Source organism: Frondihabitans sp. PhB161 (assembly GCF_003814635.1).
Taxonomy (GTDB): Bacteria; Actinomycetota; Actinomycetes; order Actinomycetales; family Microbacteriaceae; genus Frondihabitans.
Genome location: NZ_RKQW01000004.1, coordinates 82,402 through 98,957, shown reverse-complemented (window position 1 = coordinate 98,957; position 16,556 = coordinate 82,402). Strand labels below are relative to the sequence as shown.

At 69.0% G+C, this 16,556-nt stretch carries 12 protein-coding genes; 2 read left to right on the top strand and 10 right to left on the bottom strand.

Features of this window, described 5'->3' with window-relative positions; all coding sequences use genetic code 11:
• Positions 1 to 83: 83 nt before the first annotated feature.
• The 6 genes from pgi to EDF39_RS15165 all read right to left on the bottom strand — a co-directional run bounded on the left by pgi (position 84) and on the right by EDF39_RS15165 (position 8,354).
• Positions 84 to 1,811 carry a glucose-6-phosphate isomerase gene (gene pgi, locus EDF39_RS15190; RefSeq protein WP_370275196.1) on the bottom strand — a complete coding sequence of 576 codons (1,728 nt, stop codon included), beginning with the start codon at positions 1,809 to 1,811 and terminating at the stop codon, positions 84 to 86.
• A 122-nt stretch (positions 1,812 to 1,933) separates the two neighbouring features.
• Positions 1,934 to 4,039 (bottom strand): iron ABC transporter permease, encoded by a 2,106-nt coding sequence (locus EDF39_RS15185; protein WP_123944416.1) that lies wholly within the window; start codon positions 4,037 to 4,039, stop codon positions 1,934 to 1,936.
• A gap of 4 nt (positions 4,040 to 4,043) precedes the next feature.
• Positions 4,044 to 5,024 carry an iron-siderophore ABC transporter substrate-binding protein gene (locus EDF39_RS15180; RefSeq protein ID WP_199726228.1) on the bottom strand — a complete coding sequence of 327 codons (981 nt, stop codon included), beginning with the start codon at positions 5,022 to 5,024 and terminating at the stop codon, positions 4,044 to 4,046.
• Positions 5,021 to 5,875, bottom strand: coding sequence for an ABC transporter ATP-binding protein (locus tag EDF39_RS15175; RefSeq protein WP_199726227.1), 855 nt, complete (start codon positions 5,873 to 5,875; stop codon positions 5,021 to 5,023). The genes EDF39_RS15180 and EDF39_RS15175 overlap by 4 nt, the downstream gene beginning before the upstream one ends.
• 152 nt (positions 5,876 to 6,027) lie before the next feature.
• Positions 6,028 to 6,855 carry a LuxR C-terminal-related transcriptional regulator gene (locus EDF39_RS15170; RefSeq protein ID WP_055959120.1) on the bottom strand — a complete coding sequence of 276 codons (828 nt, stop codon included), beginning with the start codon at positions 6,853 to 6,855 and terminating at the stop codon, positions 6,028 to 6,030.
• 62 nt (positions 6,856 to 6,917) lie between these two features.
• Positions 6,918 to 8,354: a protein kinase gene (locus tag EDF39_RS15165; RefSeq protein ID WP_123944414.1), complete on the bottom strand. Its 1,437-nt coding sequence runs from the start codon at positions 8,352 to 8,354 to the stop codon at positions 6,918 to 6,920.
• A 140-nt stretch (positions 8,355 to 8,494) separates the two neighbouring features.
• Here EDF39_RS15165 and EDF39_RS15160 point away from each other — a divergent pair, with 140 nt between their 5' ends.
• Complete coding sequence (locus EDF39_RS15160; RefSeq protein WP_123944412.1) at positions 8,495 to 10,243, top strand: AMP-binding protein; 1,749 nt, start codon at positions 8,495 to 8,497, stop codon at positions 10,241 to 10,243.
• 52 nt (positions 10,244 to 10,295) lie between these two features.
• Here EDF39_RS15160 and EDF39_RS15155 read toward each other — a convergent pair whose 3' ends face one another.
• The 4 genes from EDF39_RS15155 to EDF39_RS15140 form a co-directional block, all read right to left on the bottom strand.
• Entirely contained in the window at positions 10,296 to 11,198 is a 903-nt protein-coding gene (locus EDF39_RS15155) for a carbohydrate ABC transporter permease (RefSeq protein ID WP_084815931.1), read from the bottom strand.
• 1 nt (position 11,199) lies between these two features.
• The gene (locus tag EDF39_RS15150; RefSeq protein ID WP_123944410.1) at positions 11,200 to 12,159 is read right to left on the bottom strand and encodes a carbohydrate ABC transporter permease; all 960 of its coding nucleotides are present in this window, start codon (positions 12,157 to 12,159) and stop codon (positions 11,200 to 11,202) included.
• Entirely contained in the window at positions 12,159 to 13,475 is a 1,317-nt protein-coding gene (locus EDF39_RS15145; RefSeq protein WP_158613247.1) for a sugar ABC transporter substrate-binding protein, read from the bottom strand. Before EDF39_RS15145 ends, EDF39_RS15150 begins: the two co-directional genes overlap by 1 nt.
• A 101-nt stretch (positions 13,476 to 13,576) precedes the next feature.
• Positions 13,577 to 14,647, bottom strand: a complete 1,071-nt coding sequence (locus tag EDF39_RS15140; protein ID WP_158613246.1) for an aminoglycoside phosphotransferase family protein — start codon at positions 14,645 to 14,647, stop codon at positions 13,577 to 13,579.
• A gap of 166 nt (positions 14,648 to 14,813) precedes the next feature.
• On the opposite strand from EDF39_RS15140, the gene EDF39_RS15135 reads away from it, so the two are divergent.
• Complete coding sequence (locus EDF39_RS15135; RefSeq protein ID WP_123944404.1) at positions 14,814 to 16,544, top strand: RecQ family ATP-dependent DNA helicase; 1,731 nt, start codon at positions 14,814 to 14,816, stop codon at positions 16,542 to 16,544.
• Positions 16,545 to 16,556: the final 12 nt, after the last annotated feature.

Here is a 16,556-nt window from a genome sequence, read left to right as displayed (position 1 = left end):
GCAGGATCCGGCAATCGCCGCACAAAGACGACGAAGCCGGGCCGCTCCCAGTGGAGCGACCCGGCCTCGATGGCGTCTGCGAACTACTTGCGCAGCGCGAGGTACTTCTCGATGAGCGCCTTCGTCGACGAGTCTTGAGCCGCGAGGGCTTCGGCGTCGCCGCCGACGGCCGGCGTCACCTGGAGGGCGAGCTGCTTGCCGAGCTCGACGCCCCACTGGTCGAACGAGTCGATGCCCCAGATGGTGCCCTCGACGAACACGATGTGCTCGTACAGTGCGATCAGCTGGCCGACGACGCTCGGGGTAAGTGCCGGGGCGAGGATCGACGAGGTCGGACGGTTGCCGCTGAATTCGCGGGCCGGAACGACCGACTCGGCCGTGCCCTCGGCGCGCACCTCGTCAGCGGTCTTGCCGAATGCCAGCGCCTTCGTCTGAGCGAAGAAGTTCGCCATGAAGAGCTCGTGCACATCCTGGCCGGGCTCCACTCCGGCGCCGTCTCCGGTCTCGTCTTTCAGCGGGTGGCCGGGGTTGGCCACGGCGATGAAGTCGGCGGGGATCAGACGCGTGCCCTGGTGGATCAGCTGGTAGAACGCGTGCTGGCCATTGGTGCCGGGCTCACCCCAGAAGACCTCGCCGGTGTCGGTCGTGACGGGCGAGCCGTCCCAACGGACACTCTTGCCGTTCGACTCCATGGTGAGCTGCTGCAGGTAGGCCGGGAAGCGGCTGAGGTACTGCGCGTACGGAAGCACCGCGTGGCTCTGCGCGCCGAGGAAGTTCGAGTACCAGACGTTGAGCAGGCCCATGAGCACGGGCACGTTCTGCTCGAGCGGCGTGGTGCGCATGTGCTCGTCGAGGGCGTGGAAGCCGGCAAGGAACTCGCGCCAGTTGTCGGGGCCGATCGCGATGACGACGGAGGTGCCGATGGCCGAGTCGACCGAGTAACGGCCTCCCACCCAGTCCCAGAAGCCGAAGGCGTTCTCGGGGTCGATGCCGAACGCGGCGACCTTGTCGAGGGCGGTCGAGACGGCGACAAAGTGCTTCGCGACGGCGTCTTTGCGGGCGTCATCGCTGTCGGCGAGGACGCCGGCATCGGCCAGCTTCTTCCAGAGCCACTCGCGGGCGAGGCGGGCGTTGGTCAGGGTCTCGAGCGTGCCGAAGGTCTTCGACGCGACGATGAACAGCGTGGTCTCGGGGTCGAGGTCGGCGGTCTTCTCATACACGTCGGTCGGGTCGATGTTCGACACGAAGCGAGCCTCGAGTCCGGCCTGCACGTAGGGCTTGAGGGCCTCGTAGACCATGACGGGACCGAGGTCGGAGCCGCCGATGCCGATGTTGACGACCGTCTCGATGCGCTTGCCGGTGACGCCGACCCATTCGCCCGAGCGGACCTTGTCGGCGAACGCGAACACCTTGTCGAGGGTGGCGTGCACGTCTTTGTCGATGTCTTGGCCATCGACGACGAAGCCCTTCCCGGGAACGAGGCCGGCGCCGTCTTTCGGGCGGCGGAGGGCGGTGTGCAGCACGGCGCGGTCTTCGGTGGCGTTGATGTGCTCACCCGAGATCATGGCCTGGTAGCGGTCGGCGACGCCGGTGTCTTCGGCGAGCTTCAGCAGGTGGCCGAGGATCTCCTCCGTCACGAGGCCCTTCGACAGGTCGACGGTGAGATCGGCGGCCTGGAAGGTGTAGCGGTCGGCCCGGCTGGCGTCGGCGTCGAACCAGCCGCGGAGGTCGGGGGTGAAGCCGTCGGCGATGCCGGCGAGCTGCTTCCACGCGTCGGTCGAAGTGGGGTCGACGGGGGCGGATTCGGTCAAGGGGTCCTCCTGGATACCGGAACAGTACGTGGCCCGCGGCTCAGGCAGCATTGCGAGGCGGGCCGCCATCAACTCTATTGCCGCGGGGCGTTCGAGGTTCACCGGGCTTCGCCGAGCTCGCGTCAGCGCCTCGACCGCCAGAGCAGCCAGACGAAGTACGGAGTGCCGATGAGCGCCGTCAAGAGCCCGGCGCCGAGCTGCGCGGGCGCGATGACGGTGCGGCCGGCGACGTCGGCGAGACCGACGAGGATCGCCCCGAGGAGCACGGCGACGGGGATAACCCGCGTGTGGCGGCGCCCGACCAGTGCCCGCGCGGCGTGGGGCGCCACCAGGCCGACGAACCCGATGGCCCCGACCGAGGCGATGGAGGTGCCGGTGAGCAGCACGCTCACCGCGAGGAAGACCAGCCGGGTCGACGACAGCCGGAGCCCGAGCAGGCGCGGCGTGTCTTCGTCGAGCCCCACGAGGTCGAGCTCGCGGTGGCCGAGCCCCGAGACGACGAGACCGACCGCGAGTGCGATCGCGACCGGCGCGACATCGGGCAGAGTGCGTCCGTACGTCGATCCCGACAGCCAGGTCAGGGCTTTCGCGGCGTTATAGGGGTCGGTGAGGACGATGAGCAGACTGATGAGCGCGGTGGTGGCGGCCGAGACGCCGACGCCGACGAGCACGAGGCGGTTCTGCTGAAAACCACCGCGAGCCGACAGACCGAACACGATCAGCGCGGCGATCGCGGCGCCGACGAACGCGGCTCCCGCCACTCCCCAGGTGGCGGCCGCGGGCACGGTTGTGACCAGCAGAACAGCACCGAGGCCGGCTCCGCCGGAGACACCGAGGATCCCTGGCTCCGCCAGCGGATTGCGGGTGACGGCCTGGACCATCGTGCCGGCCAACGCGAGCGCGGCACCCGCCACCACGGCCGCCAGCACGCGTGGCGCCCGGGTGTCGAGAACGTAGGTCACGACCTGCCCCGATCGGCCCTGGATCCAGTTGGCGACGTCGCCGAGCAGCAGCTTCGCGTCACCCAGGAGGGCAGAGGCGATGACAACGGCAAGGAAGACCAGCGCGAGGATCGCGATCGTCGTGGCGACTCGGATCCTCGACCTGACCGGGTGACCGTCGGTCGCGACGACTCCCCCGGAGTCGCGGGACCGGAACGCCAGGACGACGAGGAAGACCGCGCCGACGAAAGCGGTGACGACCCCGGTCGGCACGCGCACAGACGCGTCGGCACCGATCACGAGCCGGAGCAGCACGTCGGAGGCGAGGACGACCACGGCACCGGCGAGCCCCGCGATGGGAAAGAAGGCTCGGGAGCGGACGAGACCCGGGACAACACGGATCAGGGGGCGGACGAGCGCGGGCGCGGCGAGCCCGACGAACCCGATCGGGCCGGCCAGAGTCACGGCAACCGCGGCGAGGAGCACGGCGAAGACGACAGCGGCGGTCCGGGTCGAGCGCACCCCGACGCCGAGGCTCCGTGCCGCGTCGTCGCCGAGGCCGAGCGCATCGATCCGGCGGCCGAGGGCGAGGAGGCCGAGCACTCCGACGACCGCCACCGGCAGCATTTGCAGCACGCCCTCCGGGCCGCTCTGGCCGATGCTGCCCTCGCCCCACTGATACAGACCGATCGTGCGCTCGGGGAACAGCAAGATCAGGGCGCTCGTCACCGAACCGACGCCGAGTGCCAGGGCACTGCCGGCGAGGACCAAGCGCACGGTGCCGCTTCCGAGACCGGACAGGGCGAGCACGACGGCTGCAGCCACGAGGCCGCCGACGAACGCGATGCCGCTCGACGCGAGCAGCGGCAGCGAGAAACCGGTGACCGCGGCGACAGCGAGGGCGCAGTACGCACCGGCATTGACCGCGAGCGTGTCGGGCGATGCCAGGACGTTGCGGCTGATGGCCTGGAGTGCGGCGCCCGAGATTCCCAGGGCGAGACCGACGAGGATCCCGGCCTCCATCCTCGGCAGCCGCGACGACAGGATCACGGCCGAACCACTCTCGCTCGCCCGTCCGGTGAGGGCCTGCCAGAGTTCCGCCGGTCCGACCGCGGCCGTGCCCTGCGCGATGTCGATCAGGCCGAGCACGACCACGAGCGCCAGGAGGAGGACCGCCACCGCGGTGAGTCGGAGGCGCGGGAGCGGCTGATCGCTCGGGGCGGCGGGCCGGATCCTCGTCGCTGTCGTCTCTGTCGTCTCAGCGGTCTTCTCGGCGGTGGCGGTCACGGTGCTACTTCACGAGGGCGGCGACGACCGCGTCAGCGTAGGCCTCCATCGACTCCGGGCCACCGAACATCCAGATGCCGTCGGGCAGGCGGTGCACCTGGTCGTCTTCGACGAACGGGAGCGACTTCCACACCGCGTTCGACGCGAGCGTCTTCGCGAAGGGATCGTCGCCGTCCACCTTGTTGGTCGCGTAGAGGAACTGAACGTCGCCGAGCTTCGTCAGACCCTCGACGTCGGTGGCGGCGAGACCGTAGTCGGCGTCGCCCTTCAGCTTCCAGGCGGTCTCGAGACCGAGCTCGCTGCTCACCTCGCCGATCAGCGACGTCGCCGTGTACGGGCGAATGCTCACCTGGTTGGCGTCGACGTAGCCATCGGCGAAGGTGTATTTCGCGCCGTCCAGGCCAGCGTCGGCGAGAGCCTTCTTGCTGTCGGCGATCGTGGTGTCGAACGACTTCTTGAGCTCGGCGGCCTTGTCTTCGGTGCCGGTGGCCTTGGCGATGAGGTCGACGTTCTCGAACATCTGGTCGATCTGGCCGGTGCCGTTCGCGCTGCGGACCTCCAGCACGGGAGCGATCTTGCGCAGCTGCTTCAGCGAGGCCGTGGTCAGATCGGTCGTCGCCACAATGAGATCGGGAGCGAGGGTGGCGATCGTGTCGAGACTGGGCTCGCCGCGGGTGCCGATGTCTTTCGTGTTGGCGGCCACCGGAACGGTGGAATCCCAGGCGTTGTAGCCCTTCACATCGGCGACCCCGACCGGAGCGACGCCGAGCGACTGCAGGCTCTCGACGACGTTCCACTCCGTTCCGACGACCTTCGTGGCCGGTCCATCGAGGGTGATCTTCGTGCCGCTCGCGTCGGTCAGAGAGATCTTCGCCGCGGCCGCCTTCGTCTCGGGGGCCGCAGCCTCGGTGGTGCCGCACGCGCTGAGCGCGAGCGCGGCGGAGGTGGCGAGGGCGGCGGTCAGTAGGAGTCGTCGTCTCATCATGAGGAGGTGTGGAGCCTTTCTCTGCGGGTGTGGTGGCGGCCGATGGCGCGGGTGCGCACACGGCCTGTGGCGGGGTCGGTGTCGACATCGATGCGGATGCCGTAGACCCGGGTCAGAAGGTCGGAGGTGAGCACGTCGGAGGGTGCGCCGGTCGCGACCACGCGGCCCGCGTCCAGGAGCACGACGCTGTCGGCGACCGCGGCCGCCTGGTCGAGGTCGTGGAGCACGACTCCGACTGCGATGCCCTTGTCGTCGGCGAGATCGCGGATGAGGTCGAGCAGTTCGACCTGGTAGCGGAGGTCGAGGTACGTCGTCGGCTCATCGAGCAGCACGACACCCGTCTCTTGTGCGAGACAGCTCGCCAGCCACACACGCTGCAGCTGACCGCCCGAGAGGTGCTCGACGCTTCGCTCGGCGAACGCCGTCATGCCGGTGACCTCGAGCGCGTGGTCGATCGCTGCCGTTCCCCCGGCATCAGACCGACCCCAGCGGCTGCGGTGCGGGTGACGACCGAAGTCGACCACGTCGCGAACGGTGAGCCCGCCCGGCGTGGGGCGCCCCTGAGTGAGCAGCGCGACCCGCTTCGCGAAGTCTCGAATCGAGAGCGAGAGGGCGTCGGAGTCGCGAAGACGGAGGTCGCCGGCCGCGGGCTTCTGCAGCCGCGCCATGGTGCGGAGCAGTGACGACTTGCCGCTGCCGTTGGGGCCGACGAGAGCCGTGACCCGGCCGGTCTCGAACGCAAGGTCGGCACCGCGGACAACGGGAACGCCGTCGTAGGCGACGTCTATCGACTGGGCCGAGAGGTCGTCGCCCACAGTCGGGAGGAGGGAGTTCGGATCCTGAAAGGTCACGTAGTTAGGTTAGCCTAACCAACCTTTCTCTAGCCACTGCCGTCGCCGAGGGCCGGCGAAAGTACGCAAATGAGCCTCCGTGCGAGGCAGCAGGGCCCATTTGCGGACTCTCGACCAACGCGACGAGCAGACACGCAGTAGCCAGCACCCGGCTAGCGCGCCTGCGCCACCAGCTCCGCCCGCGACCGCGCACCGGCCTTGCGCAGCAGGTTCGACACATGGAACTTGACCGTGTTGTCGCTGATGCCGAGCTTCTGAGCGACGTCGTGGTTGCGCGCACCCGACGCCACGAGCCGCAGCACCTCGCGCTCGCGCGGGCTCAACTCGACGGCCTCGAGCAGCGGATCGGGCTCGGCCGGCGGATCGAGCGGGAGGGCGACCGACAGCTCCGACCCCCAGCCCGGAGTCGACGACACCCGCAGTTCGCCGTCGAGAGCGGACACCCGCTCGGCGATCGGGCTGAGTGAATCGTCGTGCACGGTCAACTCGCCGAGCCCGTCGTCGCGGATTCCGATGAGCAGGTTGAGCCCGTCGCAGTCCCACTGGATGCGCACGCGACGACTCTCGCCCGTGTCGACGAAGGCCAGCACGGCGCTCCGGACGATCGCCCGCGCCGCATGGGCGACCTCGCCGGGCAGGGCTCGGCCGGTGACGGGAGGCTCGACGAACTGCACGTCGAGGTCACCGAACCGCACGAGCGGCCGGAGGTCGGCTCGAAGTCGGGCGAACGCGCCGACGACGGGTTCGAGCATCGCCTCGCGCTGCTGGTCGGTCGCCATCCGCGCCTCGACGAGCGAGGCCGCGGCCACGTCGATCGCCAGCGCTCGGGCTGCCCGGTCGTCGAGGCGCCCCGATCGGAGGATGGCGAGCATCGACTCCAGCGTCACCGCATGCCGGTCGGCCTGCTCGGAGACGGTGCGCGCGTGCTCGAGGAGGAGCTCGCGAGACGCATGGACATCAGGATCCGCGAGCTCGTTCACGGACCCACCCTACCCGCCGCCTCCCTACCCGATCGGGTAGCTCGCCACCGGGTCGGCCATGCTCACATGGCCTGGGTCTGCTGATCCCAGTCGCCGAGCGACAGCGCATCGCTCGTGGTGCGGAGCGACTCCTGGCGCAGCTCCAGTTGCGACGCCGCGAGAGCGGCCAGATCTGCGAGGTTCGCCAGCTCGCCCTCGGTGACGCTGCGCGCGACCACGTCGAGCACCGACAGCGTGCCGATGGTCTGACCGTCGTGCCGAGTGACGGGAACGCTGATGTAGAACCGGAGGCCCAGCGAGCCGGTGACGAGGGGGCTGTTGCGCATCTCGGGGTGGGCCGTGCCGTCGGGGATGACGACCGGAACGGTCGAGATCGGCGATGCGGGGTCGAAGGCGATGTTCCGGGCCGCGTCGTCGACGCCCTCGGCGAAGTAGGAGTGCGACCAGACGCGGTCGTCGTCGATCACGTTGAGAAGACCGATCGGCGCGTCGAAGAGTCGGGCCGCGAGCGTCGTGAGCCTCTCGAGGGCTTCGCCCGGCAGCGTGTCGAGAGCTGGCGGGTGTGCGCCGGTCGTGGCGGCGGCCGAAGTGGAAGGAGCGGCGGCGGCCGACGCGGCCTCGACACCGCCGACAAGCCCCTCGCTTGACGCGGCGGTTTCGGCGAGGACCATGTCGCGGAGCAGCGCCACGAGCGCGGGGCCCACTGGGCGGGCCGCCGGATCCTGCGCGGTCATGACGGTGAGAGCGTGCCGCCAGTGCGCCGGAAGCGGCTCGGGTACCACCGGGTCGCGCGAGAGCCGGGCGACCGCCGACTCGACGAGCGAGCCGGGGAACTCGCGGCGCCGCGTGAAGCACTGCAGCAGCACAAGACCGAGCGAGTAGACGTCACTGGCCGGGCCGACGTGGGCTCCGCGGGCCTGTTCGGGGCTGAGGTAAGCCGCCGTGCCGGTGGTCATGCCGTCAGCGGTCAGGCGTTCGACGTCGTCGGCGAGCGCGATGCCGAAGTCGGTCAGCTTGGCGCGGGCACGATCGGTCGGGTTGCCGTAGTCGACGAGGAGGATGTTCGACGGCTTCAGGTCGCGGTGGATGATGCCGTGCGCGGTGATGTAGTCGAGGGCTTCGGCGAGGTCGTAGCCGATCTCGGCGACGTGACGTGCCGCAAGGGGCCCGGCCGAGAGTCGCTCCTCGAGGTTCTGCCCGGCGACGAAGGGCATGACGATAAATCGCTCGGGCCGACCGTTGGTCTCGGTCACTCCGGCGTCGAGAAGGCTGACCAGGTTGTGGTGCTCGAGGGAGGCGAGCACTCCCTGCTCGGCCTCTTGGCGGGCGATGTCGACGAGCCCGGCGTGGAACACCTTGACGGCGACGGACCGGTCGAGGGTCTCGTCGTGACCGCGGTAGACGACGGCCATGCCGCCCTGACCGATGACCTTCTCGAGGCGGTAGCGCCCACCGAGAATGCGCACCGGGTCGCCGCTCTCCTGATCGGGGAGGGTCATCGTCGTCTCGTTTCCTGTCGCACGGGCGGCTCTACGGGTCCAGTATGCCGAGTCGCCGCGCTCGTCGCCCCCGGTTGCGCCCTGGGTACAGGCGCGCTAGCGGGGAACCCGCTCGGAGGTGGAGCGGGCAAGATGGTTTCATGACGACATCTCCGGGCACCGCTGCCTACCGAGCCGCCCGTGATTCACTGATCGGTTCGACCGACTCGGCCGCCAAGGCCGCCGCAGCAGTCGACTCGTTCGAATGGCCGGCCGTCGGCGACACGTTCAACTGGGCGACCGACTGGTTCGATGTGATCGCGCGGGGCAACTCCCGCGTGGCCCTCTGGATCGTCGAGGAAGACGGCCGCTCGTCGCAGACCACCTACGACGAGATGGCCACCCGCTCCGATCAGCTCGCCACCCACCTGTACCGGCTGGGTGTCGGCAAGGGCGACCACGTGCTGCTCATGCTCGGCAACCAATTCGAGCTGTGGGAGACCATGCTCGCGGTGATCAAGCTCGGCGCGGTCATCCTGCCGACCTCGACGATGCTCGAGTCGCACGACCTTCAAGATCGCATCGACCGCGGCGCCGTTCGCCACGTGATCACGAACGCCGACGAGACGCACAAGTTCGACACGGTCACCGGCGACTTCACCCGCATCGCTGTGGGCGGTGCGGCTGCGGCCTCCGACGACACCTGGGTCGACTACCCGGATTCCCTCGACCCCGAAGCGACAGAAGGATCCGCGCGCCCGTCGATCACCACCGGCCGCAACGACGCGTGCCTCGTGTACTTCACCTCCGGCACCACCTCCCGGCCGAAGATGGTCGTGCACACGCAGGTCTCGTATCCGGTCGGCCACCTGAGCACGATGTACTGGCTCGGCCTCCGACCCGGCGACGTCGAGCTGGCGATCAGCTCGCCCGGCTGGGGCAAGCACGCGTGGAGCTGCTTCTTCTCGCCGTGGATCGCCGAGGCGACCGTGTTCGTCTACAACTACGGCAGGTTCGACGCCGCGGCTCTGCGCGGGCAGCTCGAATTGGCCGGTGTGACGACCTTCTGTGCGCCGCCGACGGTGTGGCGTCTGCTGATCCAGGCCGATCTTGGCGCGCGCCCGAGCAGCCTCCGCGAGATCGTCTCGGCGGGCGAGCCCCTGAACCCCGAGGTCATCGCCCGCGTCGAGGAAGCCTGGGGTCTGACGATCCGCGACGGCTACGGCCAGACCGAGACGACGGCCATCATCGGCAACCGCCCGGGCGACGTCGTGAAGCCGGGCTCGATGGGCAAGCCCCTTCCCGGCGTCGCGGTCACCCTGATCGACCCGGTCACCGGCGAGGCAGGATCCGAGGGCGAGATCTGCCTCGATCTCTCGGCTGGCCCGGTCAATCTCATGTCGGGCTACTTCGGCGATGCCGACCGCACGGCCGCGGCCCTGCGGGACGGCGTCTTCCACACCGGCGATGTCGCCTCGCGCGACGAGGACGGTTTCATCACGTTCATCGGGCGCACCGACGACGTCTTCAAGTCGTCCGACTACAAGGTGTCGCCATTCGAGGTCGAGAGCGTCCTCCTCGAGCACCCTGCCGTCGCCGAGTCGGCCGTCGTGCCGGCGCCCGACGACATCAAGCTGAATGTCGTCAAGGCGTACGTCACGCTCGCCGCCGGGTGGGAGCCCACCGCCGAGACCGCCCTTGCCGTGCTCGGGCATGCCCGCTCAGCATTGCCCGCCTACGAGCGCGTCCGGCGCGTCGAGTTCGGTCCGCTGCCGAAGACGATCTCGGGCAAGATCCGCCGGGTCGAGCTCCGCGAGCGCGAAGACCGCGCCGTTCTGCCGGGTGCCGAGCCGCTCGACGGCGAGTGGCGCGACACCGATTTCCCCGAGTTGGGTGCGGGGCGCCGGTAGCCCGAGCCGGGCGCGGCACACTGCCGCCGCAGCCCTTCTCGCGGCCGGCCGCTCATTTGAGGCCGGAGCGCGCCAGACCTTCGACGAAGTACTTCTGGAACGCGACGAACAGCACAACAATGGGCAGGATCATCAGGAGGTTGATGGCCATGATCGCGCCGTAGTTCGAGGTGTACTGACCCTGAAGGTCGGCGACGATGCCGATGGGCAGGGTGAACTGATTCTGGTCGCCCGAGAGCGCGACGAGGGGCCAACCGAACGCGTTCCACTCCCCCATGAAGGTCAGCAGCACGAGAACCGCGAGCAGGGGCTTGCAGAGCGGCAGCACGACAGACCAGAAGGCCCGGAAGTGCCCCGCCCCGTCGACGCGTGCAGCCTCGACCAGCTCGTCAGGGATCGCGATGAAGAACTGCCGGGCGAGGAACACCCCGAAGATCACCGCCGCCTCGGGCAGAATCACGCTCCACAGCGACCCGTAGAGGCCCAGGCCGACTGAGAGCTTGAACTGCGGCACGATGATCGCCTGCGGCGGGATCATCATGGTCGACAGCAGCAGTAGGAAGAGGGCGTTGCGGCCACGGAACCGGAGCTTGGCAAAGGCGTAGCCCGCCAGCAGGTTGCAGACGACGGTGATGACCGTCACGATCACGGCGATGAACAGCGAGTTGCCGAACCATCGCCAGACGGGGAACGCCTCGAAGGGCTGCACGAAGTTGTCGAGCGTGAGGTGGCGCGGCCAGAGGTGGAGGCCGGGCGCATAGAGGTCGGCCCGGGTCGAGAACGCCGTGAGGAGCATCCAGTACAGCGGAAACGCCATGACGACGGTGATGACGATCGCCGCGGTCAGGCGGAGCCAGAGAAGTCTGCCGTGTTTGGGCTTGGGCGCCCGCTTCGGCGTCCGGGCGATCTCGGGGAGGTCGCCCGCGACCTCGAACACATCGGTGAGAGACGACATCTCAGATCCCCTGCTCGGCGCGCTCGCGCCTGGTATTGGCTCGCCACTGGATGGCGGTGATCGCCAGGGTGATGAGGTAGATGGCGACGCCGACCGCGGCCCCGTAGCCGAGCAACGACGGTCCGGATTCGTCGAAGGCGAGGCGGTAGGCGTACGAGACGATGGTGGTCGTCGAGTAGCCGGGTCCGCCCCGGGTCATCGCCCAGACGGTGTCGAACACCTGGAACGAGTAGATGAGGTTCATGATCAGCAGGAAGAAGGTCGACGGCCCGAGCAACGGGAGCGTGATGTAACGGAACGACTGCCACGCGGACGCCCCGTCGACCCGAGCGGCCTCCTGCACCCCGGGGTCGACTCCCTGGAGGCCGGCCAGGTAAATAAGCATGTCGAATCCGACCCGCTGCCACAGCGTGACGAGGATGATCGCCGTGAGCGCCCAGGCACCGTTTGACTGCCAGTCGATCGACGGCAGGCCGATCGCCTGGAGCATCTTGTCGATGAAGCCGTTGTTCTGGTCGAACATCCAGGCCCCTAGGACGCCGGTGGCGACGCCGGAGACGACGAGGGGCAGGAAGATGATCGAGCGGAACACAGTGCGCCCGGGGAGGACGCCGTTCAGCAGCACGGCGATGGCGAGCCCGATGGCCATGCCCACCGGGACGGTGAACAGGGTGAAAACGCCCGTGTTGGCCATAGAGCGCCAGAACACCGGGTCGGTCACCATCGTGACGTAGTTGCCGAAGCCCGCCCACGTCGTCCAGCCCAGCGAGTCGAGCGACTGGAAACTGATCACGAAGGCGTACACCAGCGGGAGGAGGGTGAACAGGGCGAGCATCAGCACGTTGGGCAGCAGGAAAGCACTGGCCGCGATGGAGGTCGTTGCCCGGATCCTGAACGGGGTCTTCTGTCTGGTATCGACCCGACCCGGGCGCAGCGTCGACGCCGTCGAGGAGGCGGACATCAGGCGACCGCCCCGCGGATTCCCGACGCGATGGCTCGGAGTGTCGTGTCGCTGTCGCCGCCGGTGAGGCCGAGCTCGAGCTGATCCTGCAGGGTGGTGCTGATGGTGGCGAAGCCGGGCACGGTGGTCTCCTTCACGACGACGTCGGTGATCGTGGTGGCCTGCTGGGTGAAGACCTTCATCGAGTCGGGCCGGGTCTGATAGTCGAGGGTCTCGGCGGCGAGAGACTGCAGCGTCGGCAGCTCGGTGGCGAGCTCGCAGAAGCGCTTCATCGCATCCTCGCTGACCAGGAACTTGAGGAACGCCGCCGCCAGGTCGGGGTTCTCGGTGCCCTTCCAGGCCACGACTGCGTTGCCGCCGAGGTCGGCGGCGGCCGTCTCGTCCTGCGGGAGGAACGTCGTCGCCCACTCGCCGCCCTGGTACCCGTTGGCCTTGTCGGCGATCTCGGGCACGAGGAAGTCGCCGATGAAGGTCATCGGGACGGTCTGGTTGAGGAAGAAGTTGTCGGAGTAGACGGTCGTCTTGATGGTGTTGTTGGCGGGCACCCACTTCTTCTCGAAGAAGCCCTTCGTGAACTCCAGCGCCTTCCGCGAGGCGGCGCTCGGAATGGCTGGTTTCGTCAGGTCGTCCCAGAGAAGAGAACCGCCGGCCTGGTAGACGAACGACGACCACCGGTAGGCGCCGGCGGCGGTCCAGTCGTAGGCGAACGGATACTTGGACTCCGGCAGCGATTTGCGCAGCTTGGCGGCCACCGCGCTGAACTCGTCCCACGACCACGCGTCGGCGAGGCGGTCGGGGACTGCGCCGATGCCCGCCTCAGCGAAGGCTTTGGTGTTGTAGACGACGGCGCTCGTATCGGTCTGATGCGGCACCCCCCACGCGCGCCCGTCGTACTGGACGGCGCTCCAGAACGCGGGCAGGAACGCCTCGGTCTCGGCGACGCTGAAGTACGGTGTCACGTCGAGCAGGACGCCGTGCGAGATGTACTTGCCGATCGACGTGTAGTCGACCCGGAACACGTCGGGAGCGGTGTTCGAGACGATGCCGCGATCGATACTCGAGAAGAACCCGGCGTAGGGCAGGGTCTTGAGTTCGATCGTCGTGCCGGGGTTCCTCGCCTCGAACTTCGCCTTGACCTCTTCGAAGCCGGCCGTCTCGCCGTCGCTGCCGCCCCAGAAGGCGAATGTCAGAGTGCCCGACACGGCACGGCTTCCCGCCTTCGACCCTGCCGCGCCTCCCGCGGCGACAGGCCCGGGGGTCGAGGTGCAGGCCGCCAGGGTGGCCGCAGCCGCAGTGGCGAACGCGCCTGTGAGCACTCCTCGCCGTGTGATCGCCTTCGACACCGTTGTTCTCCCCGCGTTCGTCTACGAGGAAAACTAGGCGCGAATGGTCGAGAGCGCCCGGGTCACAACGACCTTTAGGCGAGATCGAGCCGTCTGGCCTCGTCCGCACTCGATCGCGGGCGTGACTCGACGAGACCGGCCAGACCGTCGTCCGACAGAATCCCGTCGAAGAGATCGACCAACTCGTCGACGGTGGCGCGCGACTTGTGGGTGAGCAGCTCGCGTGCTGTCTCGACCAGGTCTTCAACGGCGCGAACGCAGCCGAACCGCACGAGGCGATCCTCGTCGACCCGGTATGGGCCGTAACCGAAACGAAATGCCTCCCGATCGCTGTCGGAGATGGCGACGGAGAAGAGCACGCCCAGCTCGACGAGCATCAGGTCGACCTCGCGTGGCGCGCGGACGGCATCGTCGAAGTCGATCAGCCAGGGCCGCCCGTCGGCGTCGAGCACGACGTTGCCGAGGTGCGGATCGCCGTGGCAGCTGACGCGGTTCGTCGGCTCTCGCGTGCTCCTCAGAGTCCGCGCCGTCTCGCGGAGTCGCTCGATCCGAGCGCGAGCGGCCGGCCACTGGCGTGCGAAGAGCGTCAGACGAGGATCCGCGTGGTCCGGCAGGGCGGAGACGAGGGCGTCGATCTCAGACAGCCGCCGGCGGACGTGGATGCCGGAGCGACGGATGCCGCGCCGAGCGGTCTCGGCCCGAGGCCCGATGATGTCGGCGGCGTCGGGGCCCGGATCCTTGTCGTCTGACGTGACCGGCCCGTGCTCGTGGATCCGGCGGAGCAGACGGCCGAAGGCCTGCCAGCCAGCCGTGTCGAGGCCGGCGTCGAATGCGTCGTCCCCCGAGATCCACTCGGTTAGCGAAAGGCGTCCGCCGAGTCGCTCGCTCCAGGGGTCACGGCCCGACAGGAGAGGTTTGGGAACCCCGACCGTGCCGGCCTCGGCGAGGGACCGCATGAGGCGCAGCCCGTAGCGCGTGTCGCGGCGGGTCCATTTCACGGCCCACTCTCGCCCGTCGTTACCCCGTGCCCACCAGACGGTGGCGTCGGGATCCCAACCGCCGTCGAGCCGTCGTCTCTCGACCACAGTGAGATCGAAGTCGGCCAGCACCCAGGCGGCGAGCGATGCGTCGAGATCGGGGGACATCGTTCGACCGTACCGGCGGACGGGAGCGCACGACCGGTCGACCGGGTACGCTTCCCGACCGCGCCGCCGACGGGGTACGAGTCGGCCAGGGAACAACTGACAGTGGTCGGCGTGTCGATTCGAGCGGGACTGAGCTAGACATCTGTTCCCGTTCGAAAGAGACGCCATGAGCACCGCCCGCACCCGCCGCAGCACGGCGACCCACAGCGACACCCGCACCACCGACACCGACACCGACACCGACACCGACACCGATCGCATCACCCGAGCCGCGGCCGACCTCTTCGGCTGGGACGATCTCCACCCGGCTCAGCTCGAAGCCATCGAGGCCGTTGTCGCCGGACGCGACACGCTCGCCATCATGCCGACGGGCTTCGGCAAGTCAGCGATCTACCAGGTCGCCGGGGCCGTCCTCGGCGCACCCGTGGTCGTCGTGTCACCGCTCATCGCCCTGCAGGCCGACCAGGTTGCCGGCCTCATCGGACGCCCGGACGCGCCCGCCGCCATCGCCGTCAACTCGGGCCGGACGGACGCCGAGAACGACGAGAGCTGGGACCGCCTCGCGGCGGGCGAGATCACGTACGTCTTCCTCGCCCCCGAGCAGCTCGCCCGCGACGAGACCGTGGATCGACTGCGGGACGTGGGAGTGGCGCTCGTCGTCGTCGACGAGGCGCACTGCGTGTCGTCGTGGGGGCACGACTTCCGGCCCGACTACCTGCACCTCGGCGAGATCGTGGAGCGTCTCGGACGGCCAGGAGTCCTCGCCCTCACGGCGACCGGGTCGGGCCCGGTCCGAGACGAGATCGTGGAGCGGCTGCGTCTCGACGACCCGCTAATCCTCAGCCGGGGCTTCGACCGGCCGAACCTCCGGCTCGAGGTCGTCCGCCACGAAGACGACGACGAGAAGATCCGGGCCGTCGTCGATCAGGTCGCGGACGAAGTCACCCCCGGCATCGTCTACGTCGCCACCCGCCGGGAGACCGAGAGCTACACCGCCGAGATCGCCGAACGATGCCCCGACCGGACGGTCGTCGGCTACCACGGCGGCCAGCGGTCCGCCGAGCGCGGAGAGCTGCACGAGCGCTTCCACGCCGGCCAGGTCGACGTTGTGGTCGCCACGAGCGCCTTCGGCATGGGCATCGACAAGCCCGACGTCCGTTTCGTGGTGCACGCCGATGTTCCCGACTCCCTCGACGCGCACTACCAGGAGATCGGCCGGGCTGGCCGCGACGGCGAGCCCGCGCGGGCGACTCTCCACTACCGGGCCGAGGATCTCTCGCTCCGCTCGTTCTTCGCGTCCGGGCTCCCCCGTCGCTCGGAGCTCCGCGCCGTGTTCACCGCCCTGGAGGCCGCCGGTCGGCCCGCCACGCGTCGGGAGGTCTCCGACCAGCTCGCTCTCGGCTCCCGCACGGTGTCGAGACTCATCGACCTATTGCTCGAAGCCGGCACCCTGGCCGAGAGCACCGACGGCTTCGAGGTCGTCGGTGACTTCGACGCGCGCGGTGCCGCCGAGGCGGCTCGCGCGATCGCGAAGACCCGCGAGCGCGTCGAGAAGTCGCGGATCGACATGATGCGTACCTTCGCCGAGGCTCCAGGATGCCGGCGACGGCGCCTGCTGGGCTACTTCGGCGAGGACTCGCCCGAGCGCTGCGGCAACTGCGATGACTGCGAGCGCGCGGAGAGCGAGCCGGGCAGCGACGGGGCGACCGGTTCGGCAGACGGCACGCCGGATCCTGCGGTCTTCCCCACAGACTCGCGGGTGACGCACGCGGCCTGGGGCGAGGGCACCGTGATGAGCACCGACGGCGACCGGGTGACCGTGTTCTTCGAGAGCGAGGGCTACAAAGTGCTCGGCGTAACCGACGTGGTCGAACACGATCTGCTCACGCTCGTCTGAGAAGCCCGCTAG

Bases quoted from the DNA above. Each gene is read 5' to 3' on its own strand.
- EDF39_RS15180 (WP_199726228.1), bottom strand. From the start codon at position 5,024: ATGATGAGACGACGACTCCTACTGACCGCCGCCCTCGCCACCTCCGCC.
- EDF39_RS15165 (WP_123944414.1), bottom strand. From the start codon at position 8,354: ATGACCCTCCCCGATCAGGAGAGCGGCGACCCGGTGCGCATTCTCGGT.
- EDF39_RS15160 (WP_123944412.1), top strand. From the start codon at position 8,495: ATGACGACATCTCCGGGCACCGCTGCCTACCGAGCCGCCCGTGATTCA.
- EDF39_RS15155 (WP_084815931.1), bottom strand. From the start codon at position 11,198: ATGTCGTCTCTCACCGATGTGTTCGAGGTCGCGGGCGACCTCCCCGAG.
- EDF39_RS15150 (WP_123944410.1), bottom strand. From the start codon at position 12,159: ATGTCCGCCTCCTCGACGGCGTCGACGCTGCGCCCGGGTCGGGTCGAT.
- EDF39_RS15140 (WP_158613246.1), bottom strand. From the start codon at position 14,647: ATGTCCCCCGATCTCGACGCATCGCTCGCCGCCTGGGTGCTGGCCGAC.
- EDF39_RS15135 (WP_123944404.1), top strand. From the start codon at position 14,814: ATGAGCACCGCCCGCACCCGCCGCAGCACGGCGACCCACAGCGACACC.